At 62.2% G+C, this 23,454-nt stretch carries 26 protein-coding genes and 3 pseudogenes; 15 read left to right on the top strand and 14 right to left on the bottom strand.

Annotated elements, in window-relative coordinates; genetic code table 11:
- Window position 1 precedes the first annotated feature (1 nt).
- From NKH12_RS20670 to NKH12_RS20620, 11 genes and pseudogenes are all read right to left on the bottom strand, one after another.
- A pseudogene (locus NKH12_RS20670) lies at window positions 2-909 on the bottom strand (metallophosphoesterase).
- 125 nt (window positions 910-1,034) lie between these two features.
- On the bottom strand, window positions 1,035-2,072 hold the full coding sequence (gene ruvB / locus NKH12_RS20665) for a Holliday junction branch migration DNA helicase RuvB (RefSeq protein WP_027152903.1): 1,038 nt from the start codon (window positions 2,070-2,072) through the stop codon (window positions 1,035-1,037).
- A 46-nt stretch (window positions 2,073-2,118) separates the two neighbouring features.
- Window positions 2,119-2,397 carry an AbrB/MazE/SpoVT family DNA-binding domain-containing protein gene (locus tag NKH12_RS20660; protein ID WP_352954830.1) on the bottom strand — a complete coding sequence of 93 codons (279 nt, stop codon included), beginning with the start codon at window positions 2,395-2,397 and terminating at the stop codon, window positions 2,119-2,121.
- A 40-nt stretch (window positions 2,398-2,437) separates the two neighbouring features.
- Window positions 2,438-3,058: a Holliday junction branch migration protein RuvA gene (ruvA, locus tag NKH12_RS20655; protein ID WP_352954829.1), complete on the bottom strand. Its 621-nt coding sequence runs from the start codon at window positions 3,056-3,058 to the stop codon at window positions 2,438-2,440.
- Between the two features lie 27 nt (window positions 3,059-3,085).
- Entirely contained in the window at window positions 3,086-3,505 is a 420-nt protein-coding gene (locus NKH12_RS20650) for a type II toxin-antitoxin system VapC family toxin (protein WP_352954828.1), read from the bottom strand.
- Entirely contained in the window at window positions 3,483-3,752 is a 270-nt protein-coding gene (locus NKH12_RS20645) for an AbrB/MazE/SpoVT family DNA-binding domain-containing protein (RefSeq protein ID WP_352954827.1), read from the bottom strand. Before NKH12_RS20645 ends, NKH12_RS20650 begins: the two co-directional genes overlap by 23 nt.
- 161 nt (window positions 3,753-3,913) lie before the next feature.
- On the bottom strand, window positions 3,914-4,423 hold the full coding sequence (ruvC, locus tag NKH12_RS20640) for a crossover junction endodeoxyribonuclease RuvC (RefSeq protein WP_352954826.1): 510 nt from the start codon (window positions 4,421-4,423) through the stop codon (window positions 3,914-3,916).
- A gap of 86 nt (window positions 4,424-4,509) precedes the next feature.
- Window positions 4,510-5,040, bottom strand: coding sequence for a protease adaptor protein RcdA (gene rcdA / locus NKH12_RS20635; protein ID WP_352954825.1), 531 nt, complete (start codon window positions 5,038-5,040; stop codon window positions 4,510-4,512).
- A gap of 379 nt (window positions 5,041-5,419) precedes the next feature.
- Window positions 5,420-5,824, bottom strand: a complete 405-nt coding sequence (locus tag NKH12_RS20630) for a hypothetical protein (RefSeq protein ID WP_352954824.1) — start codon at window positions 5,822-5,824, stop codon at window positions 5,420-5,422.
- 255 nt (window positions 5,825-6,079) lie between these two features.
- Window positions 6,080-6,850, bottom strand: a pseudogene (locus tag NKH12_RS20625) (sulfite exporter TauE/SafE family protein).
- Window positions 6,851-6,965: 115 nt separating this feature from the next.
- Window positions 6,966-7,424, bottom strand: coding sequence for an Lrp/AsnC family transcriptional regulator (locus NKH12_RS20620; protein WP_352954823.1), 459 nt, complete (start codon window positions 7,422-7,424; stop codon window positions 6,966-6,968).
- A gap of 134 nt (window positions 7,425-7,558) precedes the next feature.
- On the opposite strand from NKH12_RS20620, the gene NKH12_RS20615 reads away from it, so the two are divergent.
- From NKH12_RS20615 to NKH12_RS20580, 8 genes and pseudogenes are all read left to right on the top strand, one after another.
- A complete protein-coding gene (locus NKH12_RS20615; RefSeq protein WP_352954822.1) occupies window positions 7,559-8,476 on the top strand; it encodes a DMT family transporter in 918 nt (305 codons plus the stop codon).
- Between the two features lie 134 nt (window positions 8,477-8,610).
- Window positions 8,611-9,258 (top strand): thiamine phosphate synthase, encoded by a 648-nt coding sequence (locus NKH12_RS20610; RefSeq protein WP_352954821.1) that lies wholly within the window; start codon window positions 8,611-8,613, stop codon window positions 9,256-9,258.
- 61 nt (window positions 9,259-9,319) lie between these two features.
- Window positions 9,320-10,291: a tetratricopeptide repeat protein gene (locus NKH12_RS20605; RefSeq protein WP_352954820.1), complete on the top strand. Its 972-nt coding sequence runs from the start codon at window positions 9,320-9,322 to the stop codon at window positions 10,289-10,291.
- A gap of 161 nt (window positions 10,292-10,452) precedes the next feature.
- On the top strand, window positions 10,453-11,019 hold the full coding sequence (gene efp, locus NKH12_RS20600) for an elongation factor P (RefSeq protein WP_352954819.1): 567 nt from the start codon (window positions 10,453-10,455) through the stop codon (window positions 11,017-11,019).
- An 81-nt stretch (window positions 11,020-11,100) separates the two neighbouring features.
- Window positions 11,101-11,901: an inositol monophosphatase family protein gene (locus tag NKH12_RS20595; RefSeq protein ID WP_352954818.1), complete on the top strand. Its 801-nt coding sequence runs from the start codon at window positions 11,101-11,103 to the stop codon at window positions 11,899-11,901.
- Between the two features lie 109 nt (window positions 11,902-12,010).
- Window positions 12,011-12,702, top strand: a pseudogene (gene trhA, locus NKH12_RS20590) (PAQR family membrane homeostasis protein TrhA).
- 113 nt (window positions 12,703-12,815) lie between these two features.
- Window positions 12,816-13,841, top strand: a complete 1,026-nt coding sequence (locus tag NKH12_RS20585; RefSeq protein WP_352954817.1) for a MotA/TolQ/ExbB proton channel family protein — start codon at window positions 12,816-12,818, stop codon at window positions 13,839-13,841.
- Window position 13,842: 1 nt separating this feature from the next.
- Entirely contained in the window at window positions 13,843-14,874 is a 1,032-nt protein-coding gene (locus NKH12_RS20580; protein ID WP_352954816.1) for a peptidoglycan -binding protein, read from the top strand.
- 128 nt (window positions 14,875-15,002) lie between these two features.
- Here NKH12_RS20580 and NKH12_RS20575 read toward each other — a convergent pair whose 3' ends face one another.
- Window positions 15,003-15,356, bottom strand: coding sequence for a DUF1304 domain-containing protein (locus NKH12_RS20575; protein WP_352954815.1), 354 nt, complete (start codon window positions 15,354-15,356; stop codon window positions 15,003-15,005).
- A 186-nt stretch (window positions 15,357-15,542) separates the two neighbouring features.
- Between NKH12_RS20575 and NKH12_RS20570 the strand changes: the two genes are divergently transcribed.
- The 4 genes from NKH12_RS20570 to NKH12_RS20555 all read left to right on the top strand — a co-directional run bounded on the left by NKH12_RS20570 (window position 15,543) and on the right by NKH12_RS20555 (window position 19,256).
- The gene (locus tag NKH12_RS20570) at window positions 15,543-17,027 is read left to right on the top strand and encodes a carboxypeptidase M32 (protein WP_352954814.1); all 1,485 of its coding nucleotides are present in this window, start codon (window positions 15,543-15,545) and stop codon (window positions 17,025-17,027) included.
- A 207-nt stretch (window positions 17,028-17,234) separates the two neighbouring features.
- Window positions 17,235-17,984, top strand: a complete 750-nt coding sequence (locus tag NKH12_RS20565; protein WP_352954813.1) for a DUF3857 domain-containing protein — start codon at window positions 17,235-17,237, stop codon at window positions 17,982-17,984.
- Entirely contained in the window at window positions 17,956-18,924 is a 969-nt protein-coding gene (locus NKH12_RS20560; RefSeq protein WP_352954812.1) for a transglutaminase-like domain-containing protein, read from the top strand. The genes NKH12_RS20565 and NKH12_RS20560 overlap by 29 nt, the downstream gene beginning before the upstream one ends.
- An 86-nt stretch (window positions 18,925-19,010) precedes the next feature.
- Window positions 19,011-19,256, top strand: a complete 246-nt coding sequence (locus NKH12_RS20555; RefSeq protein ID WP_352954811.1) for a hypothetical protein — start codon at window positions 19,011-19,013, stop codon at window positions 19,254-19,256.
- A 58-nt stretch (window positions 19,257-19,314) separates the two neighbouring features.
- On the opposite strand, the gene NKH12_RS20550 is transcribed toward NKH12_RS20555, so the two are convergent.
- On the bottom strand, window positions 19,315-21,117 hold the full coding sequence (locus NKH12_RS20550; RefSeq protein ID WP_352954810.1) for an ABC transporter transmembrane domain-containing protein: 1,803 nt from the start codon (window positions 21,115-21,117) through the stop codon (window positions 19,315-19,317).
- A 203-nt stretch (window positions 21,118-21,320) separates the two neighbouring features.
- Between NKH12_RS20550 and rpmE the strand changes: the two genes are divergently transcribed.
- Together rpmE and NKH12_RS20540 are read left to right on the top strand one after the other, a co-directional pair.
- The gene (gene rpmE, locus NKH12_RS20545; RefSeq protein WP_065011237.1) at window positions 21,321-21,542 is read left to right on the top strand and encodes a 50S ribosomal protein L31; all 222 of its coding nucleotides are present in this window, start codon (window positions 21,321-21,323) and stop codon (window positions 21,540-21,542) included.
- 89 nt (window positions 21,543-21,631) lie between these two features.
- Entirely contained in the window at window positions 21,632-22,150 is a 519-nt protein-coding gene (locus tag NKH12_RS20540; RefSeq protein WP_352954809.1) for a hypothetical protein, read from the top strand.
- A gap of 8 nt (window positions 22,151-22,158) precedes the next feature.
- On the opposite strand, the gene NKH12_RS20535 is transcribed toward NKH12_RS20540, so the two are convergent.
- A complete protein-coding gene (locus NKH12_RS20535) occupies window positions 22,159-22,800 on the bottom strand; it encodes a TetR/AcrR family transcriptional regulator (protein WP_352954808.1) in 642 nt (213 codons plus the stop codon).
- Window positions 22,801-22,912: 112 nt separating this feature from the next.
- On the opposite strand from NKH12_RS20535, the gene NKH12_RS20530 reads away from it, so the two are divergent.
- Window positions 22,913-23,454: SDR family oxidoreductase (locus NKH12_RS20530; RefSeq protein ID WP_352954807.1), on the top strand; the 542-nt coding region annotated here is incomplete at its 3' end.

The raw sequence follows: 23,454 nt of genomic DNA, 5'->3' as shown, positions 1-23,454 counted from the left end.
TTCAGGCGGAACCCAGTTCGATCGAAAGAATCTCTGGGCGCATCCCAAAACGCACCGGCAGGATGCTGAAACCGAGCCCTCCGGAGACGATCAGGTTACGGTTCTCCTCCACGACATGGCCATAGGCAAAACGGTTGCCGAGCGGGATGGCACGACCGGAGAATAGCCGAACAGCCGCACCTGCCCGCCATGGGTATGACCGGAAAGCGTCAACGATACCCGTGACGAGACCTTCGGGAATATGTCCGGCTCATGCGCGAGCAGGATAACGGGAGCCTTGTCGCGCACCTTTGCCAGCGTGCCACGCAGATCGTCCAGTCCTTTGAATCTGCTGCGGCCCCAGGCCTTGCCCGGCCGCAGCGCAAGCTGGTCGGCAAGTCCGGCGACCCAGAAGCCATGCCCGTCCTTTTCCAGGCGGACGGCATCGTTTTCCAGGACCGGGATGCCGGCACTTTCGAGAGCCCGGCGCGCCACCGTCGGCCCCAACCCGGCCTTCTGCGCGGAAAGGTCCTCCCACCAGTCGTGGTTGCCAAGGATCGACCACACACCGAGCGGCGCCTTCAGGCCGGACAAGGCCGGCGCCCATTCGGAGGAACCTACCCAGTCCGTCACCAGGCGTGTGCCGGCTGCATAGTCGCCAAGCAGGACAATCAGATCCGGCTGCAGGCTGTTCGCCCGTTCGGCAAGCGACCTGATCCGCTCCGGCGTCATCCATGGCCGGCAAGCATGGATATCGGCGAGAGCGACGACGCGAAGCCGCAATCCTGCAGGCCAGTTTGGCGGCGTCAATGAATAGCGCTTTACATGCGTCAGCAACATCGGCTCGAGGCCAACCGCATAAGCGCTGAGCGACACGGCCGACAAGAACGAACCGCCGATGAGGCGCAGGAAGCCACGTCTGGTGATCATCGCTCAGCTCCGACGGTTCGTGGGACGGACGGTCCCACAGCGAAGCGTTAGAGCCCGCAAATGCGCCGGCAAGCTGACCAGAATTAGGAGATTTTGCGCAGGAATGAAGCCGCAACGCCGCCCGGCTACTCTTCCTGGAACAGGCTGATCTGCTGCTGCGCCAAGTCCTTTGGCGCATCGAGGCCGAGATGCCGCCAGGCATTAGCGGTCAGCACGCGGCCGCGCGGCGTGCGCTGGATAAAACCCTGCTGGATCAGATAGGGCTCGATGATGTCCTCGATGGCGTCGCGCGGCTCGGAAAGCCCCGCCGCGATCGTCTCGATGCCGACCGGCCCGCCGCCAAAATTCCGCGCGATCATCGAGAGATAGCGGCGGTCGAGCGCGTCGAGACCGAGCGCATCGACCTCCAGCCGCGTCAGCGCTTCGTCGGCGATCTGCCGGTCGACATGACCGTCGCCGGCGACGGAGGCAAAATCGCGCACGCGGCGCAACAGCCGGCCGGCGATGCGCGGCGTGCCGCGTGCGCGTCGCGCGATCTCCAGCGCGCCATCGTCGCCGAGCGGCATCGCAAGGATACGGGCGCCACGACGCACGATCTGCTCCAGTTCCTCGACCGAGTAGAAATTGAGGCGGACCGGAATGCCGAAGCGGTCGCGCAGCGGATTGGTCAAAAGACCGAGCCGGGTGGTGGCGGCGACGAGGGTGAAACGGGCTAGGTCGATCTTAACCGAGCGCGCCGCCGGCCCTTCGCCGATGATCAGGTCGAGCTGGAAATCCTCCATCGCCGGATAGAGGATTTCCTCGACCGCCGGGTTGAGCCGGTGGATCTCGTCGATGAACAGCACGTCGCGGTCTTCGAGATTGGTGAGCAGTGCTGCGAGATCACCAGCCTTGGCGATGACCGGGCCGGAGGTCGAGCGGAAATTGACGCCGAGCTCGCGCGCCATGATCTGCGCCAAGGTCGTCTTGCCGAGGCCGGGCGGGCCGACGAACAGCACATGGTCGAGCGCCTCGCTGCGGCCCTTGGCGGCCTCGATGAACACTTTGAGATTGGCCCGCACCGCCGCCTGGCCGACGAAGTCGCCGAGCGTCTGCGGCCGCAAGGTCTGCTCGGCATCCTCGCCGCGCTTGTCGGGAGCAATGAGGCGTGGCGAAAGACTCATGCGGGCACTGTCCGAAGCAAAAGGTTGATATCGACACCGATTGACGTCACTCGGTATCCTTTCGTTCGTCGTATTGTCCAACAACATGGCGGCCCACTGCATCTCTCACCACAGCGTCGATCTCTTTCAGCGTGGCAGGCCCGCCAGGTGGATCACCCAGAAATCCAGCGAGGTCGGCAAATTCGAGATTGCGCGGCGTTCCTATCAGAAGACCATCCATGACCGTCCACCCAATCGTATCGCCTGCCTTGAGCGACAACTCGTCCCGGACTTTCTTTGGAATCGTAAGCTGCCCCCTGGAGGTCAAGCCCGCATATCCGCCCATGCTCTTGTTCCTAGTCGGAATTTAGTTCTCGGGCAACGATTCACCGCGCCAGTTCCTTCAGCCCGAAGCGGATCAGCTTCGATGCATCCGCATCGTCGCCGGCGCTTTTCAGCGCCGCCGCCACCGCATTGGCGGCGATGTCGCGCGAATAGCCGAGATTAACCAGCGCCGAGACGGCGTCGGTGATCGGCGCCGGTGCGACGCCTTCGCCGAGCTCCTGCTTCAAGCCGATGGTGCCGGAGGCAGTGCCCGCGTAGGCCGGCGCCTTATTCTTCAGTTCGGTGACGATGCGCTCGGCCACCTTCTTGCCGACGCCCGGCGCGCGGCTGACCATGGCAATATCACGCAGCGCGATGGCATTGGCCAGATCGGCCGGCGCCAGCGTCGACAGGATGGCCAGCGCCACCTTGGCGCCGACGCCCTGCACATTGCTCATCAGCAGCCGGAACCATTCGCGCTCCAGCACCGACTGGAAACCGTAGAGTCGCAGCATGTCCTCGCGCACATAGGTCTCGATGAACAGCACCACCGCCTCGCCGGGTGCCGGCAACGCGGCAAGCGTACGCGCCGAGCAGTGGGCGACATAGCCGACGCCGTGCACGTCGACGATGCAGAAATCCTCGTCGATTTCGTCCAGCGTGCCTTTGAGCTTGCCGATCATGCCAAAGCTCTCATGTATACAAAGGCCTCATGGATAGGTTTCCGGAGACATGATGTCGAGGTCCGGGAAGTAGCTGCGATAGCGCGCGGCATCGCGTGTCAGCAAACGATGTCCAGCAACGACGGCATGGGCTCCAATGAAGAAATCCGGCAGGGTTCGTTCGCGCACCCCGCCAGCGCGGCGATAGCGGGAATGCGTTACACCGGCGAGGAATGCCGCTTCCCATGGCAAGAGTTCGCGATCCATCTTGAGCGTTTCGACTGCTTTACGAAGTGCCGGCTCCGTCGCTATCAGCGGCGCCAGTTCGGACCAGACGATTGTGTTGATAACGAGAGCGCCATCGCGCCGGCATGCGGTGATCGCCGATACCGACCACTTCGCCTCCCGCCCGGCAGGACCCCACACATCGATCAGGACATTTGTGTCAATCAATGTCGAGATCTTCACGTGGACCCCTCAGCCACTCCATATATTCGTCCGTCGTCATGCCTCCCAGATCCAACGTACCGGCCATATGATCGAGCAGCTGGCTGAACCTGCGGGAAGCCTCTTCTTCGGAAATATTTTCGTTGACCGCAACAACACGGACGCCGTCGTCGGCAGGCAAGAACTCCACCTCCGAGCCTGGGCCGATACCCAGGCGATCCCGTATCTCTTTCGGGATGGTCACCTGTCCTTTGGTCGTTACCCGCATGGTAATACCTCACAGGTATTACTTATTGCCGCTCCGAGAACAAGTCAAGAACAAACTTATCGCATCGGCCCGAAAAAATCGGAATCGATTTTCGGAAAGCACGATGCGTGGATTCAAAGTGCTAGAGCGTACTTTGTGCGTCCACATGGACGCACGTCGCTCTAGACCAGCGCCGCCATCCTATAGACGACACTCTGCCGGTGATGCGCGTGGCAGATGGCAATGGCCAGCGCGTCGGCGGCATCGTCGGTGTCGAAAGTCGCCTTTGGCATCAGCACCTTGACCATCATGTGGATCTGCTTCTTGTCGCCATGGCCGACGCCGATCACCGCCTTCTTGACGGCGTTGGGCGCATATTCGGCAACGACCAGCCCTGCCCGCGCCGGCACCAGCATGGCGATGCCGCGCGCCTGGCCGAGTTTCAGCGTCGCTGCCGCATCCTTGTTGACAAAAGTCTGCTCGACCGCCGCCTCGTGCGGCATGGCGGTATGCAGGATTTCGACGAGCCCATCATGCAACTGGCAAAGACGCGTCGCCAGCGCCGCCTTGTCGTCGGAACGCACGGTGCCGGAGGCGACGAAGCGCAGCGAATTGCCGAGGCTCTCGACGATGCCCCAGCCGGTACGCCTAAGCCCCGGATCGATGCCGATGATGCGAATCGTTTCCCCCATCCGCCAAGTCTACCTTTGGCGGACAGCGATGCCAGCGAAATGTGAACAAACCAGAAACGGGTTCCCGCTACGTCCCGAGCAGCCTGTCAGCCGCGGGCAAAAGCCGTGTTGAGCAGCGTGATCTGGTCGGAAACCGGATTGACGCGGCGGCCGGATGGCGACACGTCAGGCACAGCGCCGCCGTAGATTTCCTCGTCCATGCGACGCACCAGCGCCTGCAGGCGCAGCGAACGGTTGACGAGATCAAGAAAATCCTTGGGCAGTTCGACCCAGCCTGCGGCATCGTTATTGGCGGAAGCGGTGTCGAGACGCACCTTGGATTTTTCGGATGCAACCTGATCGCGGGTCATCTCGCCTGAATTCGCCGCGCGCTGCAAAAGCAACCAGGAGGCGACCTGCATCAGCCTCGTGGTGAGTCGCATCGACTCGGCCGCATAGAGCGTCGCCGCCAGCCTGGACAGTTTCTTCGCCTCCGCCCGGCCCTTGCCGTCCAGATATTCGGCCGCCTGCTCGACTAGGCCCATGCCTTCCTGGTAGAGCGGTTTGAAGGATTGGGAGAAAACCCGGCGCTCCGCCAGCTTGATGGTTTTCGCGCTTCCCTTCGAAGAGTCGTTCATCGATACGCCCTGCACTTGCCTTACAGCCGGCCGAATCGGCGTCATCGCCGTCACGTCCTGCACCCTATATGACCGAGGCTTGAAAATGCGCTTCCGGGCGGGTGAAGGCAAGCACATGTTTAACAAACGGTTAACGGCGGCGCAGACACCAGGCAATCCGGATTTGCGGGCAAAAAAAGAGCCGCGGATAAGGCGGCTCTCAGGAGTTTAACAGGGAGGCGTCAAACAAAGTGGCTCCAACCACTCGGTAAGAATCCAGATCACTGGATGCACATAGTAAACGCCTGTAAAGCTTAATGAAGCCTTAACGACGCGGATATTTTTTGAACAAGCGTCGCCCGCCTGTGCCGTAACAGCACATGCTCAAACCCTTTGGAACTCAGGCCTTTTGTGCCTCAGGAAGCCGCTCGGCTTTCCAAACCACCGGCAGTGCGATGTAGGCAAACAGCAGCAATCCCGCGTAAAAGCCCATGGAGGACGTTGCCACCAGCGGCTCGATCGCCGGATTGCCGGCAAGCATGATGTAAAGGCCGATCAACAGGCCGATGCCACTGATTGCCGTCAACCAGAAATGGACGGTGGCAAGCCTCTTTTCCGCGACTGCCGGAAACAGATGGTAGAAGAAGGCGAACACCGCTGACATCAGCCATCCGGCCACCATGATGTGGGCGTGGGTCGGCATCTGCGCATGGTCCTGGCTGATCGCCATCTGAAGGCCGAGCGCCATCCCGAACATCGCGTAGATGACGGCCAGCGTAAAGAAATTTCGTGCTACCTTTTGCATAGTAATCCCCCGATTTGCTTTTCCCGGCATGGGAATGGGTTGAATTCAGGCGGTCGACCCGCCACCGGGTCCCCGGCATCGGCGCATTAGCATCGGCAATGTTTCTGAACGATGTCGCGTGGTGCCCGACCCTTCCCGGCGCTGTCAGAAATAGCAGAAAAAAGCGCGACGCGCTTGCGCAATCGTTGAACGATGCCGGCGCCAAGCGCCGCCCGAAATCTGCCGTGAAGCTGATGGCAGCTCGGCCACGGCGATCTATAGAAGGCCGGCGATCCCGTCCCACAGAAGCTTGACCGCGACGACCGCGACGGTCGCGTAGGTGAAGGGGTAGAACAGTTCCGGCCGCATCCGCCGCACCAGCTAGGCGCCGGCGATGGTCGAAAGCGGCGCCAGCGGTACCAGAACCGCCGACGCGGTCAGGTTAGTGGTGTCGAACTGTCCCAGCGCAAAATAGGGGATGAGCTTCAATGCGTTAGTGGCGGCAAAGAAGATTGCGGCAGTGCCCGACAGCACTTTTGGATCGAGCCGGATCGGCAGCGCATAGACCTGAAAGGGCGGGCCGCCGACATGGGCGACGAAGCTGGTGAAGCCGGCGACCGTCCCCCAGAAGGCTGCAGCCGCGCGGTTGGGCTCGGCTGAGTGGCTCGCACCGTGCCGCATCTGTAGATAGACCCAGCGAAGGACGAAGATAATGGCCACCGCGCCGACGATCAGCCGCACCATCTCCGCTGTCACGAGCGCCGCGGTCAGCCAGCCAAGGCCGATGCCGATCACCGCCCCCGGCATCATGTCTGCAAGCATCTTGCGGTCGTAGACACCCCACCATGTCCACACCGAGACGATGTCCATCAGGCACAGTATAGGTAGCAGGATGGCGGCGGCCTGCACCGGCGGCATGGCCAGCGCCATCAGCGGCACGCCGACGAAGCCGACCGCGCCGCCGAAGCCGCCCTTGGACAGACCGACCAGGATGACGGCTGGAATGGCGGCGGCATAGAACCACGGATCGAGCAGCAGACCTGACATCGGCGGGGAGCAGTTGGAGGGAAAGCGTGTAGACGCTGGAATAGCCGATAAACTTTCGCGCCGCGACTGCAAATGTGCACACACACACGCTGTGCGTCGTGAGCGCTGAGGCCTGTCACGTTTTTGAGATGGCGGTTGCGGCGAGCGGCGGTGGGCGCCTGCGGATCGGCTGCGCCTTGATGATGGCTGTGCTGGTTTCGGCCTTGTCGGCGATACGGTCGAGAAGCTTGTCGAGATCGCCGATCGAGCGCACGAACAGCCGGGCAACAAAGCAGTCGTCGCCCGTCACCTTGTCGCATTCGCCAAACTCCGGGATCTCCTCAATCAGCTTCTGGACAATGTGCAGCTTGCCCGGCAAGGGCCGGATGCGAACGATCGCCTGCAGCGAGTAGCCGAGCGCTTGCGGGTCGATCTCGACGGTGAAGGCCCGGATGACGCCGCGATCCTCGAGACGCCGAAGCCGCTCCGAAACGCTTGGCGACGACAACCCGACCTGCTGGGCCAGTTCCTTCAACGAGGTTCGTGAATCCCGGATCAAGATTTCGAGAAGGCGTCGGTCCAGATCGTCCAGCATTTAACATTCCCAAGAAGAAGGCCGTCATCACCTTATTTAATTAGGCATTACTAGCATATCACCTAGCGCAAATTATGGAAAGGGCTGGTGCCGCATGGGATTATCAACCATCAGGGTCTCGAGAGGTACTCTTCATGGACAGCACGGTGCGCGGCACGATCGAAATGACGGCCGCAATGGCGATCCTGGGCACGATCGGATGGTTCGTCGTCATGTCGGGCCAGCCCATCATGGACGTCGTCTTCTGGCGCTGTGCCTTCGGCGCGATAACGCTGCTGATCATCTGCGCTGCCCTGGGGCTGCTGCGCGGCAGGCTGCCGCTGCGCATCGTGGCGATCGCGGCTCTCGGGGGTGCTGCCATCGTCATCAACTGGCTGCTGCTGTTCAGCTCGTTTTCCCGCGCCTCGATCTCGATCGCCACGGCTGTCTACAACACGCAGCCCTTCATGCTGGTCGGCTTTGGCGCGCTCTTCTTCTCAGAGCGGCTGACCATGACGAAGCTGGCCTGGCTTGGCATCGCCTTCGCTGGCATGCTGCTGATCGTGCAAGGCTCGCCTGACGCAGGCCCCAATACAGGTAATGTCGGCACGGATTATTTTACCGGCATCGCGATGGCGCTGGGTGCAGCTTTCTTCTGGGCCGTCGCCGCCATCGTCACCAAGAAGCTCAGAGGCACGCCACCGCACCTGATCGCCCTGATCCAGGTCAGCGTCGGCGTCGTCATGCTGGCACCCTTCGCCAACTTTTCCCATCTTCCCGCCGATGCGTGGAGCTGGAGCATGCTGGCGACGCTTGGTGTCGTCCATACCGGTCTGATGTACATCCTGATGTACGGCGCCATTCAGAAACTGCCAACGCATCTGCAGGGGTCGCTGTCGTTTATCTACCCTGTGGTCGCGATCCTGGTGGATGTCGTCGCCTTCGGCCACCGGCTGCATCCGGCCCAGATCGTCGGCGCCGCCGCCATCCTGGTCGCTGCCGCCGGCATGAATCTTGGCTGGAGACTGTGGAAATCGAAGATTCCAGCCGAGAGCCTCCAGGCAATCGAGTGAGCGAAGAACGTCGCCGGACGACAATCATGCGCCAATGATCCTGCCCCGCCCGCCTGTTCAACGCCGGCACTTTGCTCTATGCCGCAATGCAACCATCTTCGCCCGGCATAGGCGAAAACCGGGATCGAAAACCAATGAACGACGCAACGCCTCCAAATCGCTGCCGCATCGTGCTGATCGCGCCGCCCGGCGTGCCGGCTGAGCGCATCGGCGCGGCGTTCGAGGGCGGCGACGTCGCCTCGCTCATCCTGCCCGAAAACGGCATGAACGAAGCCTCCTTCCAGGCCTTCGCCGAACAGATCGTGCCGGCGGCGCAAGCGGCGGGCGTCGCTGTCGTCATTGCCGGCGACACCCGCATCGCCGGCCGCGTCCAGGCCGATGGCATCCATGTCGAGGTCGGCAAGGCCGAACTCGCCGAGACGATCGAACGCTTCCAGGCAAAAATGATGGTCGGCACCGGCGGCGCCAAGACACGCGACGATGCGCTGGAACTCGGTGAGCTCAGGCCCGACTACATCTTCTTCGGCCGCTTCGGCTACGACAACAAGCCGGAGCCGCACCCGCGCAACCTGTCGCTGGGGCAATGGTGGGCGGATGTGATCCAGATCCCTTGCATCGTCATGGCCGGTTCCGACATCGCTTCGGTGGAAGCGGTGGCTGCCACCGGCGCCGAATTCGTGGCGCTGTCCAGCGCCGTCTTTGCCGACGGCGTCGACTCAAAGATGGCAGTCGCCAGCGCCAATGCGCTGCTCGACGAAACCGCGCCGCGTTTCGAGGACTGACGTGCCGGCGCGGACAATCCTTTTCAGTGCTTTGTTTGCGGCGCTCACGGTGCAGGCCGCCATGGCGGAAACCGTACCATCGGCGCAACCCAAACCCGATATCGGCGCACACACGGACAAGCCGATCGCCACGCCGCTGCCGCAGCCCGCCACCACGGCGCCGCTGCCGTCGGCCGACGCCATCAATCCCGACCGCTTCGGTACTAAGCCGTCGGATTCTGCCTATGGCGCCTTCCAGCGCGGCCTTTACAAGACGGCCTACAACCTCGCTTTGGTTCGCGCGCAGAACGGCGATCCGGCGGCGCAGACATTGATCGCAGAGATACTGTCGCGCGGTCTTGGCGTGCCGGTCAACGCGGCGGAGGCGGCAAAGTGGTACGCGCTTGCCGCCGAGCAGGGCATACCGGAATCGCAGTTCCAATATGCGCTGATGCTGCTCGACGGCCGCTACGTCAAGAAGGACGAGAAAGGGGCCTACGCGCTGATGCAGGCCGCCGCCGAGGCCGGCAACCGTCTGGCGCAGTTCAATTTCGCGCAGCTGCTGGTCCAGCAGGACCCCGGCGATGCCGGCATCGCAAAGGCGGTGTCCTATTATCAGCGCGCCGCCGCGACCGGCCTTGCCGACGCGCAATATGCGATGGCGCAGGTCTATGCCAATGGCGTCGGCGGCAAGCTACGCGACGATGTCCAGGCGCGAGGCCTGCTGGCGCAGGCAGCACGGCAGAACTACGATACGGCGCAGATCGATCTCGCCGCCTGGATGATCGAGGGACGTGGTGGCGCCCGCGACCTGAAGTCCGGCTTCGGCTGGATGAAACAGGCCGCCGAGGGTGGCAATGTCGCCGCCCAGAACCGCCTCGCCAAGCTTTACATGAGCGGCATCGGCACCGATCCGGATCCGATCCTTGCCGGCGCCTGGTATGTCGTCGCACGCCGCGCCGGGCTGATCGATCCGCAGATGGACGATTTTCTGCAGGGCCTGACCGACGACCAGACGAAGCAGGCGCTGCAGAAGGCCAACCGCCTGCCGTAAAGCGCCGCGGACGGTGAATTATCTGGCAACGGATGCTGACGAGGGGATAGCTCCGCCCCCCGTTCCCCTCCTGTCCACTCCCTTGCCTCTCCTGGCGATTTGTGGTCTTGGAGGCGCCAAATCGCTTTCACGGCGAAAATCTCATTCCGGATCACATCAGCATGGCCAAGATCAATGGCAACGAAATCCGTCCCGGCAACGTCATCGAGCATGATGGCGGCCTGTGGGTGGCGGTCAGAACCAACGCTGTCAAGCCCGGCAAGGGCGGCGCCTACAACCAGGTCGAGCTGAAGAACCTGATCAACGGCACTAAGCTCAACGAGCGTTTCCGCTCCGCCGAAACCGTCGAACAGATCCGGCTGGAGATGAAAGATTTCTCCTACCTCTACGAGCAGGGCGAAGCGCTGGTGTTCATGGACACGGAAAGCTACGAGCAGCTTGAACTGCAAAAGGATTTCGTCGGCGATCGCGCCGCCTTCCTGCAGGACGGCATGATGGTGACGGTGCAGCTCTATGATGAAAGGCCGATCGGCATTTCACTGCCCGACCAGGTGACGCTGACCATCACCGAGGCCGATCCGGTGGTGAAGGGTCAGACGGCCGCTTCATCCTATAAGCCGGCGATACTGGAGAACGGCATCCGCGTGCTGGTGCCGCCCTTCATCGGTTCGGGCGAACGTATCATCGTCGACACCAACGAAATCACTTACGTGCGCCGCGCCGACTAAGGCATGATCCCAAAAAGTTGCAGACTTTTTTGATAAGATCATGCCTCAAAGCAAATAGGCGCGGCAGCAGGAAGAGACACAATGGCGCGTTCCGCGATCCTCAATGTAATGGTCCAGGCCGCCATGAAGGCCGGGCGCTCGCTGTCGCGCGATTTCGGCGAAGTCCAGAACCTGCAGGTCTCGATGAAGGGGCCGGGCGACTATGTCAGCCAAGCCGACCGCAAGGCAGAGGAAATACTCTTCACCGAGCTATCGAAGGCGCGGCCGGGGTATGCCTTCCTGATGGAGGAACGCGGCCTGATCGAGGGCGATGACGGCCAGCACCGCTGGATCGTCGACCCGCTCGACGGCACCACCAATTTCCTGCACGGCATTCCGCTCTTCGCCATCTCGATCGCGCTGGAGCGCCAGGGCCAGATCGTCGCCGGCGTCGTCTACAATCCGGCGATGGACGAACTCTACACCGCCGAGCGCGGCGGCGGCGCCTTCATGAATGATCGCCGGCTGCGCGTCGCCGGCCGCACCAAGCTGATCGACGCGGTGATCGGCTGCGGTGTGCCGCATCTCGGGCGCGGCCAGCACGGCAATTTCCTGGTCGAGCTGCGCAACGTGATGGCCGAAGTCTCGGGCGTGCGCCGCCTCGGCTCCGCCTCGCTCGATCTCGCCTACGTCGCCGCCGGCCGCATGGACGGGTTCTGGGAAACCGGCCTGTCGGCCTGGGATGTCGCCGCCGGCATCCTGCTTATCCGCGAGGCGGGCGGCTTCATCTCCGACTTCGCCGGCGGGCAGAACATGCTGGATGGCGGTTCCATCGTCGTCGGCAACGAGATCATCCAGCGTGCGCTGTTGAAGACCGTGAGGAAGCCGGTGACGCCGTGCTAGGCTCCAGCTAGCGGACTTGGCGCGCTGAACCGCCGCAGTCGCAAAACCGCAACCAAAGCTTGAAATACTGTCCGGCATCCGCCCAGATAAGGGGGATGCAGGATCATTCATGACGCATATCGGGCCCGAATCCCAGATCGAAATCCCCTTCATGGGACGCTGGCACTATTCGCGCGCCGAAATGATCGCCGACGGCATCGTCCATGCAGTGGGGATCGTGCTCGCCATTGCCGCCGGCTCGGCGCTACTGGCGCTGGCCGCCTTCCGTGCCGGTCCGGGCGAATATATCGCCGCCGCTTTCTACGTGGTTTCGCTGCTCACCGTACTGTCGGTGTCGCTGGCCTACAATCTGTGGCCGGAGTCGTCGCCAACCAAGTGGATATTGCGGCGCTTCGACCATGCCGCGATCTATCTGCTGATCGCCGCGACCTACACGCCTTTCCTCGCCCAGCTCGACGGCTCGCGGCTGGCCATCTCGATGATCGTCCTGGTCTGGGTCGCGGCAGCGATCGGCATCGCCATCAAAGTGCTTCTTCCCGGTCGCTTCGACCGGCTGGCGATCGTCTTCTATCTCGCCATCGGCTGGAGCGGCATCGTTCTTGTCGAGCCGCTCGTCCAGACATTGCCGACAACGTCGATCGCGCTGATCGTTGCCGGCGGCATCGTCTATTCCGGCGGCGTCATCTTCTTCGCCTGGAAGGGGCTGCGCTTCCACAATGTTCTGTGGCACGGCTTTGTCGTCACCGGCGCCGGCCTGCATCTGGCCGCCATGTCGACTGCCTGGTCATCAACCGACTCTGACGCCAATGGCCCGCTTGGCAATATTGCCAAGCGCCATTCAATTTGGTCACAATTGCGTTTAGAGTCGCCGTCAAACGTGAATTGACGGCAGTGGCATCGGAAACGGGGCACGGATGGCTTTTCTCAAATCGTTCGGCATGGGCAGACGCTCCGACGTTCTGAGGTACGACCCGCACAAATTGTCGAGCCCGCAGGTTTTTCTGCTGACCATGGTCATCTTCCTGATGATCGTCGCCTTCATCGCCGCCATCCTGACCCGTCAGATCTCGACCGCCTTTGCCACCAATCCCGGTCTCAACGGCCTGATCATCGGCGTGCTTGTGGTCGGTATCCTGCTGGCCTTCGTGCAGGTCGGCCGGCTGTTTCGCGAAGTGCGCTGGGTCAACTCCTTTCGGGCCGGCTCCGAAACCACCGAACCGGTGCTGCTGGCGCCGATGAAGGCGATGATCGGCCGCTCGTCGACGATCGCCTTCTCGACCAGCTCGATGCGCACCATGCTCGATTCGATCGCCACCCGCCTCGACGAAAGCCGCGACACGTCGCGCTACCTTGTCGGGCTGCTGGTGTTCCTTGGCCTGCTCGGCACCTTCTGGGGCCTGCTCAACACGATCGGCTCGATCCGCGAAACCATCGAGTCGCTCGATCCCGGCACCGGCGATGCGGCCGCCGTGCTCGAATCTTTGAAGGCGGGGCTTTCCGCGCCGTTGGCCGGCATGGGCACCGCCTTCTCGTCCTCGCTGTTCGGCCTGTCCGGTTCCCTGGTGCTCGGCTTCCTCGACCTGCAGGCTGGCCGCGCCCAGACACGCTTCTACACCGAGCTCGAAAACTGGCTGTCCTCGGTCACCGACCTGTCGTCCGATATTGTTGTCGCCGAACCGGCCAAGACCGAATCCTCCGACGAGATCCGCGTCCTGTCGGAAAGACTGCGCAGCATGCAGGAGAACGGCGGCGGCGCCAATCCGCGTGTCGCCACCGCCATGGCCAACCTTGCCGACGGCATTTCGGGCCTGGTCAAGAACATGCGCTCGGAGCAGCAGATCATGCGCGACTGGGTCGAGGCCCAGTCGGACGAGCAGAAGGCGATGCGCAACACGCTGGAGAAGATCGCCGACGCGCTGAAGAAGACTGGAGTCCATTAGCATGGCTCTCGCCAGGAGCCGGCGTACCGATCGCCGTATCGATTACTGGCCGGGCTTCGTCGACGCGCTGTCGACGTTGCTGCTGGCGATCATGTTCCTGCTCACGGTCTTCGTGCTGGCGCAGTTCCTGCTCGGCCGCGAAATCTCCGGCAAGGACACGGTGCTCAACCGCCTTAATTCGCAGATCAACGAACTGACCCAGCTTCTGGCGCTGGAGCGCTCGACGACGCAGGACAAGGAAGATTCGCTCGCCAATCTGCAGGCGTCGCTGTCGGCGACTGAGGCGGAAAAGAGCCGGCTCGAGCAATTGCTGGCGCAAGGCGCCGGGGCCGGCGACGCGGCCAACCAGCGCGCCACGGCGCTTTCGGGTGAACTCGACAACCAGCGCCAGATCAGCCAGCAGGCACTGAGCCAGGTTGAAATCCTCAACCAGCAGATCTCGGCGCTGCGCAGGCAGATCGGAGCGCTCGAAGAAGCGCTCAACGTGTCCGAAACGCGCGACCGCGAGTCCAACACCAAGATCGCTGATCTCGGCCGCCGCCTGAACGTCGCGCTGGCGCAACGCGTGCAGGAACTGAACCGCTACCGGTCCGACTTCTTCGGGCGCTTGCGCGAAATCCTCGCCGACCGCGAGAACATCCGCATCGTCGGCGACCGTTTCGTCTTCCAGTCGGAAGTGCTTTTCCCCACAGGCTCCGAAGTGATCAACGACGCCGGCAAGGACGAGATGAAGAAGCTCGCCGACGCCATTATCGACCTGCAGAAGGAGATCCCACCGGAGATCAACTGGGTGCTGCGCGTCGACGGCCACACCGACGACAAGCCGCTGTCGGGCACCGGCCGCTACCGCGACAATTGGGAATTGTCCACGGCGCGCTCGACCTCCGTGGTGAAGTTCCTGATCGAGAACGGCGTGCCGGCCAACCGATTGGTTGCGGCCGGCTTCGGCGAATTCCAGCCGCTCGACCCCGCCGACACCGAAGACGCGCGCAACAAGAACCGCCGCATCGAGCTGAAACTGACCGAGCGCTGATCGCCCCGGCTCCAGGAGGCGACCGCATTTACGGGGGCCAGTGCGGGCTAGCAAGGCCGGAAACCCGAAGGCTCGCGCAGCAAATCCGCGCAAGAACCCTCGCGAAACTTGATTCCGATTTTTCGGGGTCATGCGCCCAGCCAAAGTACGATCAGAGCAGCTGCCGCCGGTGCGGTCTGGATGTAGAGGATTTTCCTATCGACCGTCGCCGCACCGTAGAGGCCGGCGATGGCGACGCAGAGCAGGAAAAAAACCTTGATCTGGAAACCGGCCTCGCCGAGGTAAAGCCCCCAGATTAGCCCGGCTGCGAGAAAGCCGTTGTAAAGCCCCTGGTTGGCCGCAAGCACTTTCGATGCGCTGGCGAATTCCGGCGTCAGCTTGAACGCCTTGTGGCCGCGCGGCGTGTTCCACAGCACCATCTCCAGATAGACGATGTAGAGGTGAACCAGCGCCACCAGCCCGACCAGCACATTGGCGATCATGCTTCGTCTGCCGTCGCGGCCTGGCGCCGCCTCGCTCTATTGATCACGCACGCCACCGCTCCCGCAAGACGCATTGCGGCATGCATCGTGCTAGCAACCAATGTGCCCATCGCCGACGGCCTTCAGGGTTGCCAATATCACCGCATTGGTATCTTTTCCCGCCGTTCAAATTCAGCGGAACCCACCATGTCCTTTCAAAAACTCGACGATCTCGGTCACAAGCTCGAAGCGCTGGAGCATGCGCTCGCCATTCTCGCCGCCGACGAGGCGACCCACATGGCCGTCGGCGGCGGCGAAAAGCGCGCAGAGGCGATGTCGGCGCTGGCTGGCATGCATCACGCCAGAGCGACCGCGCCGGAGATCGCCGACTGGATCGCAGCGGCCGAACAGGAGACGCTGAACGAGGAACAGCAGGCAGCGGTCAAGGAGTTCCGGCGGCAGTATACCAATCTGACGTGCCTGCCGGTCGAATTCGTCGAGCGCCAAACGACCGCGCGCATGCGCTCCGAGCAGCTCTGGCGCGACCTGCGAGCAAAGAACGACTGGGTAGGGTTTTTGCCGGCGCTCGAAGGCGTCGTGGCCCTGGTGCGCGAGGAAGCAGCGCTTCGCGCCGACGTGCTCGGCCTCGATCCGTATGACGCACTGATGGAGCAGTACGATCCCGGTAACCGCGCCGCCGACATCACGCCGGTCTTCGCCGAGCTGAAGACCTTCCTCAGGGATTTCGTGCCGGAGGCACTGGCCGTGCAGGAAGAGCGACTGGCGAAAAACCCTCTGAAGCCGCTTTCGGGCAGCTACGCGATCGAAAAGCAGCGCGAGCTTGGCCTCGCCATGATGGCGGCGGTCGGCTTCGACCTCACCCACGGCTCGCTTTCGGTATCGCATCATCCGTTCTGCGGCGGCGTGCCGAGCGACGTGCGCATCACCACCCGCTACAAGACCTCCGATTTCCTGTCGGCGCTGATGGGCGTGCTGCACGAGACCGGCCATGCGCTTTACGAACAGAACCTGCCGAAGGCGTGGGCGCACTGGCCGCTCGGCAAGGCGCGCGGCATGGCCGTGCATGAAAGCCAGAGCCTGTTCGTCGAAAAGCAGATCGGCCGCAATCCAGAATTCTGGCGCTGGGCGCTGCCGGTGGTCGAACGGCACCTGGGCGAGACCTGGTCGATCGACGACATCCTGCCGCATGTTCATAGGGTCGAGCGCGGGCTGATTCGCGTCGACGCCGACGAGGTCACCTATCCGCTGCACGTCATCCTGCGCTACGAGCTGGAGCAGGAGCTTGTCTCGGGGCGGCTGGAGGCCGCCGACCTGCCCGAAGCCTGGGACGCCAAGATGCGCGACTATCTTGGCCTGTCGACATCAGACAATCCGGCCGACGGGCCGATGCAGGACGTGCACTGGCCGGGTGCCGCCTTCGGCTATTTCCCGTCCTATACGCTGGGCGCCATGATGGCGGCGCAGCAATGGGCGGCGCTGACCAGAGACCATCCTTCGGCCGACGAAGACCTCGCCACGGGAAATTTCGCGGCGATCAACGACTGGCGCCGTGAAAGGATCTGGTCGCAAGGTTCGCGCTGGTCGACGCCCGACCTGCTCGAACGCGCCACCGGCGAGAAACTCAACGCCGCGCATTTCACCGATCACCTGAAGAAGCGCTACGGCGCCTGAACACCGCCATCCCCAAGTCGCTTCCTGCTACTGCAGGCTGTAAAAATCTGCACGGCCAGACTTTAGTTTGACTGGAAAGCCTCAGAGAAAGAGCTGTCTTCAACTCTGCGGGGGCAGATGTCGGCCTGTATCAGTTTTCGCGAGGTCAAGCCTTTAGGGTGCCTCGTCGTATTTTTCATCTTATTGATCGGTTTGAGTTCTCCCGCCATGTCTGACGACATGGTTCCCAAGGGCCCTGCGGAAAGCTGGGTAAAGCGGGTTGATATTCCGGCTGCCGACCCGGCGCGATCGGATCAGGTCAAAAACGGCATTTCATGGCTGCTTTCGGACGATCAGATCAAGCACCGCGCCGTCGGCTATGTCGAATACTGGCGCACCGTCTACAAAATCGTCGACCGCCCCGGCCTCGAACAGGGCGCGCGGATCGACCTGCAGTTCGATCCGTCCCGGCATAAGGTCACGTTCAACCATCTTCACATCATCCGCGATGGCGCCGTGCTGGACCGGCTGGAAGACGTCAAATTCGACATTTTCCGCAAGGAAAGAGACGCCGAAAAAGGCGTCTTCGATGGCTGGCTGACAGCGCATGCCAATATCGATGACGTGCGCGTCGGCGACATCATCGACTATGGATCGACCTATGAGATAACCCCGCTCGTCGGGAAAGACCTTTTCTTCAAAAGTTTCGCGTCCGAATGGGACGAGCCGGTAGCGCTTATCAGGGCCATCATCACCTGGCCGACCGCCCAGCCGATGCACGTCAAGGCACGGGGAACCCAACTCAAGCCTTCGATCTCTTCATCGGGATCGGACAGTGTCTATTTGTGGGAAATTGCAAACCCGAAACCGATCAAGGTTGAGGACAATCTGCCGGCGGAGTATCCGGCCTGGGGCTCTGTCGATGTGTCCTCCACTGCGAATTGGCAAAGTGGTCGATGCAGTTGCGGCCCATTATAAGCCCGTGACCAGCTTTCCTGCCGACTTCGCCGCAAAGCTCGACGCTATAGCCATCAAGCATCCCGTGCCCGCGGACCGGATGGTCCAGACGATGCGATTGGTGCAGGACCAGATACGCTATGTCAGCCTGTCGATTGGCGCCGGATCTCACATTCCGCGCGACCCTGCGACTGTCCTGCGTAGCGGATTTGGTGATTGCAAGGACAAGGCATTGCTGCTTGCTTCGTCGCTCGTGCGACTTGGCATCTCTGCCGAAGTCGCCCTGGCGGATCTCGACCAAGGCCGGGCCTTGGATCAGCATCTGCCGGCGCTTAGCAATTTCGATCATGCTATCGTGAAGGTAAAGATCGGAACCCAGACATATTGGCTGGACGCCACCAATGATCTTCAGGGAGGCAAGGCGAGCAATTTCGCGGAACCCGACTACGGCTTCGCGCTGCCGCTTTCCAGCACTGGCGGATTGGAAAAGATGCCAAGTCCGGTGCTTACCACTCCGTCGGTCCAGGTTGAGGAACAATTCGACTTTCCAAAGAAGTCGGGCGACCCGCTGACCCTGACGGTCTTCTCGATGTATGGGGACGCCAACGCCGACTGGATGCGTCAAAAACTGGCCAGCCAGTCGTTGACCGATCTTTCCAACACCTATCTGCAGTACTACAGCAAGCAGTATCCCGGTATCCGAAGCGTCGCCGGACTGGATATCGTCGATCGCCGCGACGGCAACGTGCTGAGTGTCAAAGAGAGTTACCAGTTGCCGGCAGATGCGCTGGCGTCCAACGACCTCGCCAAGCAATTTACCATCAAGGCCGATCTCGGGAGCAGTCTTCCGACTCCAACGATGGTCGGCAGGATCGGTCCCGTTTCTCTCGGCACTCCATTTTACAAGCGCTACAGCATCAAAATACGCAATCTGAAAGCCAGGTTTCCGGGGAGCAGATAAAGGACGTCGTTACGCCCTATGTTTCGCTCAAGGCATCCTGGAGTAACACCCCAACCGAATTTCGTGTTGGTTGGGACTTCCGGACATTGCAGACGGAGGTACCGGCCAAGGCGATCGTCGATTATCTGAAATCCGTTGACGACATCGCAGACAACATCCAGTGGCAGTATGATCTTACTTACGAAGACCCGTCGCCCGCGAAGGTGAAGGTCAGCGACCCGGCCATGGAACAACGACAAGTTATCGCCAGCACGTTTTTACTGTCCTTGCTCGTCGGAGTTCCACTCTTCATCGCTTATCGACGCAGCAAACGCCCAGTCTTCGGTGGCTGATAAATACTTCAGCAGCCTGTCGGCTGGCTGGAGGGTGACCCATCAGCGTTGCCCGATGCTACTCCGCGGCACCCTTGAAAGCATTTGCCCCGGTTTCGAACTGCAGCTTGGCCAGCCGCGCATAGATGCCACCCTTGCCAACGAGGCTCTGGTGGGTGCCTTCCTCGACGATGCAGCCGCCATCCATGACCAGGATCCGATCGGCCCTCAGCACCGTCGCCAGCCGGTGGGCGATAACGATGGTGGTGCGGCCCTGCATAAGCCGCTCCAGCGCCGTCTGCACCAGCGTCTCGCTTTCGGCGTCGAGCGCCGAGGTCGCTTCGTCGAGCAGAAGGATCGGCGCATCGCGCAATATGGCGCGGGCAATCGCCACGCGCTGGCGCTGGCCGCCGGACAGCGTCACGCCGCGCTCGCCGACCTGGCTGTCATAGCCTTTCTCGAGCTTCAGGATGAATTCGTCGGCAAGCGCATCCTTGGCCGCCGCCTCGATCTCGGCCTGGCTGGCGTCCGGACGGCCGAAGCCGATATTGTCACGCGCGCTGGCCGCGAAGATGGTGACATCCTGCGGCACGATAGCAATGCGCTCTCGTATGGCGACGGGGTCGGCCTCGCGCACATTGACGCCGTCGATCATGATCTTGCCGGTCTCGGGGTCGTAGAAGCGCAGAAGCAGTGAAAAGACGGTGCTCTTGCCGGCGCCGGAGGGGCCGACGATCGCCACCGTCTCGCCAGGCTTGACCTGGAAACTCAGGCCGTGGACGGCAGCGCGGTCGGGCCCGGCCGGATAGGAGAACGATACGTCGTCGAAACTTATCGCGCCCCTTGCCGTCGCCGGCAGCGGTTTCGGATGTGCGGGGGCTTGGATCGCGGGCTTCTCGGCCAGGATCTCGGTCAGCCGTTCGGCAGCACCCGCCGTTTGGGAAAGCTCGCCCCACACTTCCGACAGCGCGCCGAGGGCGCCGGCGGCGAACACCGAATAGAGCAGGAACTGGAAGAGCGTACCCGGCGACAGCGTGCCGTCGAGCACGTCGCGCGAACCGAACCACAGCACCGCCACGACCGAGGAAAAGATCATGAAGATGGCGAAGAAGGTGAGCAAGGAGCGGGCAAAGATCGAGGATCGCGCCGCCTCGAAGGCGGCTTCCACGGCCGATGAAAAACGCCCGGTGACCAGCTTCTCGTTGGTGAAGGCCTGCAGCGTGCGCACTGCGCCGATCTGCTCGCTGGCATAGGCCGTGGCGTCGGCCAGCGTGTCCTGCGCCAGCCGTGATTTGCGCCGCACCGAGCGGCCGAAGGCGACCAGCGGCAGTACGATCACCGGGATGGCGGCAATGACGAGGCCCGACAGCTTCGGGCTGGTGAAGACCATCATCGCCACGGCGCCGAGGCCCAGGATGACATTGCGCAACGCCACCGAAGCGGTGGCACCGACCGCCGACTTGACCTGCGTCGTGTCGGCGGCGAGCCGCGACACGATCTCGCCCGACTGGGCGGTGTCGAAGAAGGATGGCGACAGCGTCGTGACATGGCGGAACACATCGCTGCGGATGTCGGCGACGACGCGCTCGCCCAGCGTGATGACGAAATAGTAGCGGCTGGCCGACGCCGCGGCGAGCAAGGCAGCCATTACCACCAGCATGGCGAAGTACTCGGCGATGAAACTGGAATCGGAAGCTGAAAAGCCGTGGTCGATCATTCGCCGCACGGCCAGCGGCAGCGCCAGCGTCGTCGCCGCCGCTACAGTCAGCGAGACGACCGCGCCAATGACCATCTTCCGGTAGCGGGTGATATAGGGGAACAGGCGCCGCAGCGGCTTGAGCGAGCGCCTACGCTCGTCTGCATCGCCGCTGGTGTGCGCCATGACCGTTTCCTCTGGCTCTTTTTGTATGCGCCTTAATATGCGCTTGCCGCGGCCTTGTGATTCAATTCCGGCTGATGTATAGGCTCGCCGACCGTTTTTAAAAGCCGTGGCTCCTCAATAGCTGCGGCTTCGAGTTTTAAAAAGGGGCGCATCGACGCAGGCTTTATGCCCGTCAGCAGCGCCGGCGAACCAGGAATAGCACAATGAAGACCGACATCCATCCCGACTACCACACCATCAAGATCGTCATGACCGACGGCACCGAATACATGACCCGTTCGACCTGGGGCAAGGAGGGCGACACGATGAACCTCGACATCGACCCGACCACCCATCCGGCCTGGACCGGCGGCCAGCAGACCCTGCTCGACCGCGGTGGCCGCCTGTCGAAGTTCAAGAAGCGTTTCGAAGGTTTTGGCCTCTAAGCCGCAGGCCCTTTTTCGGATCGAAGAACCCGCCCTCGTGGCGGGTTTTTTTGTTGACTGGAGCTACCCGCGACAGGAGGGTCGACGGGTTGGCGAAGGACAGCAACATGATGGCGTTCAACGATGGACGATGGTCCGGCCTCAGGGGCGGATACAACGTCGTCTACGATCCAAGACCCGCCTTGCGAAGGCTGGCCGTTCACTACGGTGACAAGTCGGTCTGGGACGAGCTCTGGAACGAACTGCATCATCAGGGGGATGTTGGAGACGCATCTTACGCCGCCGTTGTGGAACTGGCTCGCATCTCCAAAGGCCAAACTCCAGTATATTGGGGAGCCTACGGTCTGGCCGCCACGATCGAAGAAGCGCGATTGGCCTACGACCGGAACCCGCCGATTCCGGACTGGATCGAACCACACTACAAAACTGCGTGGCAGATCCTTTTCAAATTGGCCTTGCGGGATCTGGCAATTTCGGCGGATGACCCAACCATTAACTGCGCATTGGCTGTTGTGGCCCTTCATAGAGGCCGGTTCAGTCTCGGCCGCATGGCGATGTGCGAGGAAGATGAGCGCACGGAAATGCTACGGGACTATTTCGGCCGGTAGTCTCGGCTCTATTCGCCAACCAGTTCGCGCAGCGCCATCCGCTTATAGGCGGCGACCAGATCGTCGCCTTCTTTTCGACCGACCGAGATCGCCAGCCGCATAGTGGCCTCGCCCATCTGCCAGATGAGAAGCGCCGTCGTTTCCAGCGCCGCCGGATCGGCGGTGGGCCGCAGCCGCTTCAGCACCGCGGTGAGCAATTCGGCATTGGCCCTGCTGTCGGCGAGCTCGAGTTCGCGCAGCGCCTTGTCGGCCTGTGTGCCCGACCAGATGTCGCGAATCACCGGCTCCGCCAGGAACAGCCCGTAATAGATATCCACCAGCTCCGAAAACGCCCGCCGCAGCCCTTCCGCGTCGTTGACCTCGGCAAGTGCTGCCGCGATGCAGGCCTGGCTTTCGGCGGTGTAACGCTCGGCCAGTGCCCAGATGACTGCCCGCTTGTCCGGGAAGAACTGGTAGAGCGAACCGATCGACACGCCGGCCCGTTCCGCCACCTCGCCCATGCGCATGGCGTCGCTGCCTTGCTCGGCGATCAGCGCGGAAGCGGCGGCCAGCATCCGCTCGACTCGCTCGCGGCTGCGTTGCTGGCTTGGCGCCCGGCGCGGCGATGCGATCTGGCCATCCTGTGAACCCGCTACGGTCGAGCCTTCCATCACTGTCTCCCGGCGAATGATCAACAAATTGGCTTGACTCACAAAATACGAGGGTTTATCACGTTTCGCAAATGTGAGGACTACTCATGTTTTGCGAGCAAAGGAAATCACCATGATCGACACAGCAAGGAAACCGATTTTGATCCTCGGCGGCACCGGCAAAACCGGCCGTCGTCTCGCGGACAAGCTGACGGCGCAGGGCTTGCCGGTACGGATCGGCTCGCGCTCGGGCACGCCACCCTTCGACTGGGAAAACAACATGACCTGGGCCGCCGCGCTTGACGGTGTCGGCGCCGTCTACACCAGCTACTATCCTGATCTTGCGGTGCCCGGTGCGGCCGAAGCGGTCGGCGCCTTCGCCAATCTTGCCGTTGAGCGCGGTGTGCGCCGACTGGTGCTACTGTCGGGGCGCGGAGAAACGGAAGCGCAACGCGCTGAAGAGATGCTGAAAGCCTCAGGCGGCGACTGGACAATCCTGCGCTGCGCCTGGTTTTCCCAGAATTTCAGCGAGAGTTTTTTGCTCGATCCGCTGCTCGCCGGTGAGGTGGCTTTGCCGGTCGGCACTGTCGGAGAGCCGTTCGTCGACGCCGACGACATTGCCGACGCCGCCGTGACGGTGCTTACCCGGCAAGGCCATATCGGCCAGCTTTACGA

The organism is Mesorhizobium sp. M1322, from assembly GCF_040318085.1.
GTDB lineage: Bacteria > Pseudomonadota > Alphaproteobacteria > Rhizobiales > Rhizobiaceae > Mesorhizobium.
Note: the sequence above shows the minus strand (reverse complement) of the source record. Positions and strands in the feature narration are given on the sequence as shown.

Bases quoted from the DNA above. Each gene is read 5' to 3' on its own strand.
- NKH12_RS20605 (WP_352954820.1), top strand. From the start codon at position 9,320: ATGGCGGAAACCGTACCATCGGCGCAACCCAAACCCGATATCGGCGCA.
- ruvB (WP_027152903.1), bottom strand. From the start codon at position 2,072: ATGAGTCTTTCGCCACGCCTCATTGCTCCCGACAAGCGCGGCGAGGAT.
- NKH12_RS20570 (WP_352954814.1), top strand. From the start codon at position 15,543: ATGTCCTTTCAAAAACTCGACGATCTCGGTCACAAGCTCGAAGCGCTG.
- NKH12_RS20645 (WP_352954827.1), bottom strand. From the start codon at position 3,752: ATGCGGGTAACGACCAAAGGACAGGTGACCATCCCGAAAGAGATACGG.
- NKH12_RS20660 (WP_352954830.1), bottom strand. From the start codon at position 2,397: ATGGGCGGATATGCGGGCTTGACCTCCAGGGGGCAGCTTACGATTCCA.
- ruvA (WP_352954829.1), bottom strand. From the start codon at position 3,058: ATGATCGGCAAGCTCAAAGGCACGCTGGACGAAATCGACGAGGATTTC.
- NKH12_RS20615 (WP_352954822.1), top strand. From the start codon at position 7,559: ATGGACAGCACGGTGCGCGGCACGATCGAAATGACGGCCGCAATGGCG.
- NKH12_RS20580 (WP_352954816.1), top strand. From the start codon at position 13,843: ATGGCTCTCGCCAGGAGCCGGCGTACCGATCGCCGTATCGATTACTGG.
- efp (WP_352954819.1), top strand. From the start codon at position 10,453: ATGGCCAAGATCAATGGCAACGAAATCCGTCCCGGCAACGTCATCGAG.
- NKH12_RS20565 (WP_352954813.1), top strand. From the start codon at position 17,235: ATGTCTGACGACATGGTTCCCAAGGGCCCTGCGGAAAGCTGGGTAAAG.
- NKH12_RS20550 (WP_352954810.1), bottom strand. From the start codon at position 21,117: ATGGCGCACACCAGCGGCGATGCAGACGAGCGTAGGCGCTCGCTCAAG.
- rpmE (WP_065011237.1), top strand. From the start codon at position 21,321: ATGAAGACCGACATCCATCCCGACTACCACACCATCAAGATCGTCATG.
- rcdA (WP_352954825.1), bottom strand. From the start codon at position 5,040: ATGAACGACTCTTCGAAGGGAAGCGCGAAAACCATCAAGCTGGCGGAG.
- NKH12_RS20575 (WP_352954815.1), bottom strand. From the start codon at position 15,356: ATGATCGCCAATGTGCTGGTCGGGCTGGTGGCGCTGGTTCACCTCTAC.
- NKH12_RS20610 (WP_352954821.1), top strand. From the start codon at position 8,611: ATGAACGACGCAACGCCTCCAAATCGCTGCCGCATCGTGCTGATCGCG.
- ruvC (WP_352954826.1), bottom strand. From the start codon at position 4,423: ATGGGGGAAACGATTCGCATCATCGGCATCGATCCGGGGCTTAGGCGT.
- NKH12_RS20595 (WP_352954818.1), top strand. From the start codon at position 11,101: ATGGCGCGTTCCGCGATCCTCAATGTAATGGTCCAGGCCGCCATGAAG.
- NKH12_RS20535 (WP_352954808.1), bottom strand. From the start codon at position 22,800: ATGGAAGGCTCGACCGTAGCGGGTTCACAGGATGGCCAGATCGCATCG.
- NKH12_RS20585 (WP_352954817.1), top strand. From the start codon at position 12,816: ATGGCTTTTCTCAAATCGTTCGGCATGGGCAGACGCTCCGACGTTCTG.
- NKH12_RS20630 (WP_352954824.1), bottom strand. From the start codon at position 5,824: ATGCAAAAGGTAGCACGAAATTTCTTTACGCTGGCCGTCATCTACGCG.
- NKH12_RS20620 (WP_352954823.1), bottom strand. From the start codon at position 7,424: ATGCTGGACGATCTGGACCGACGCCTTCTCGAAATCTTGATCCGGGAT.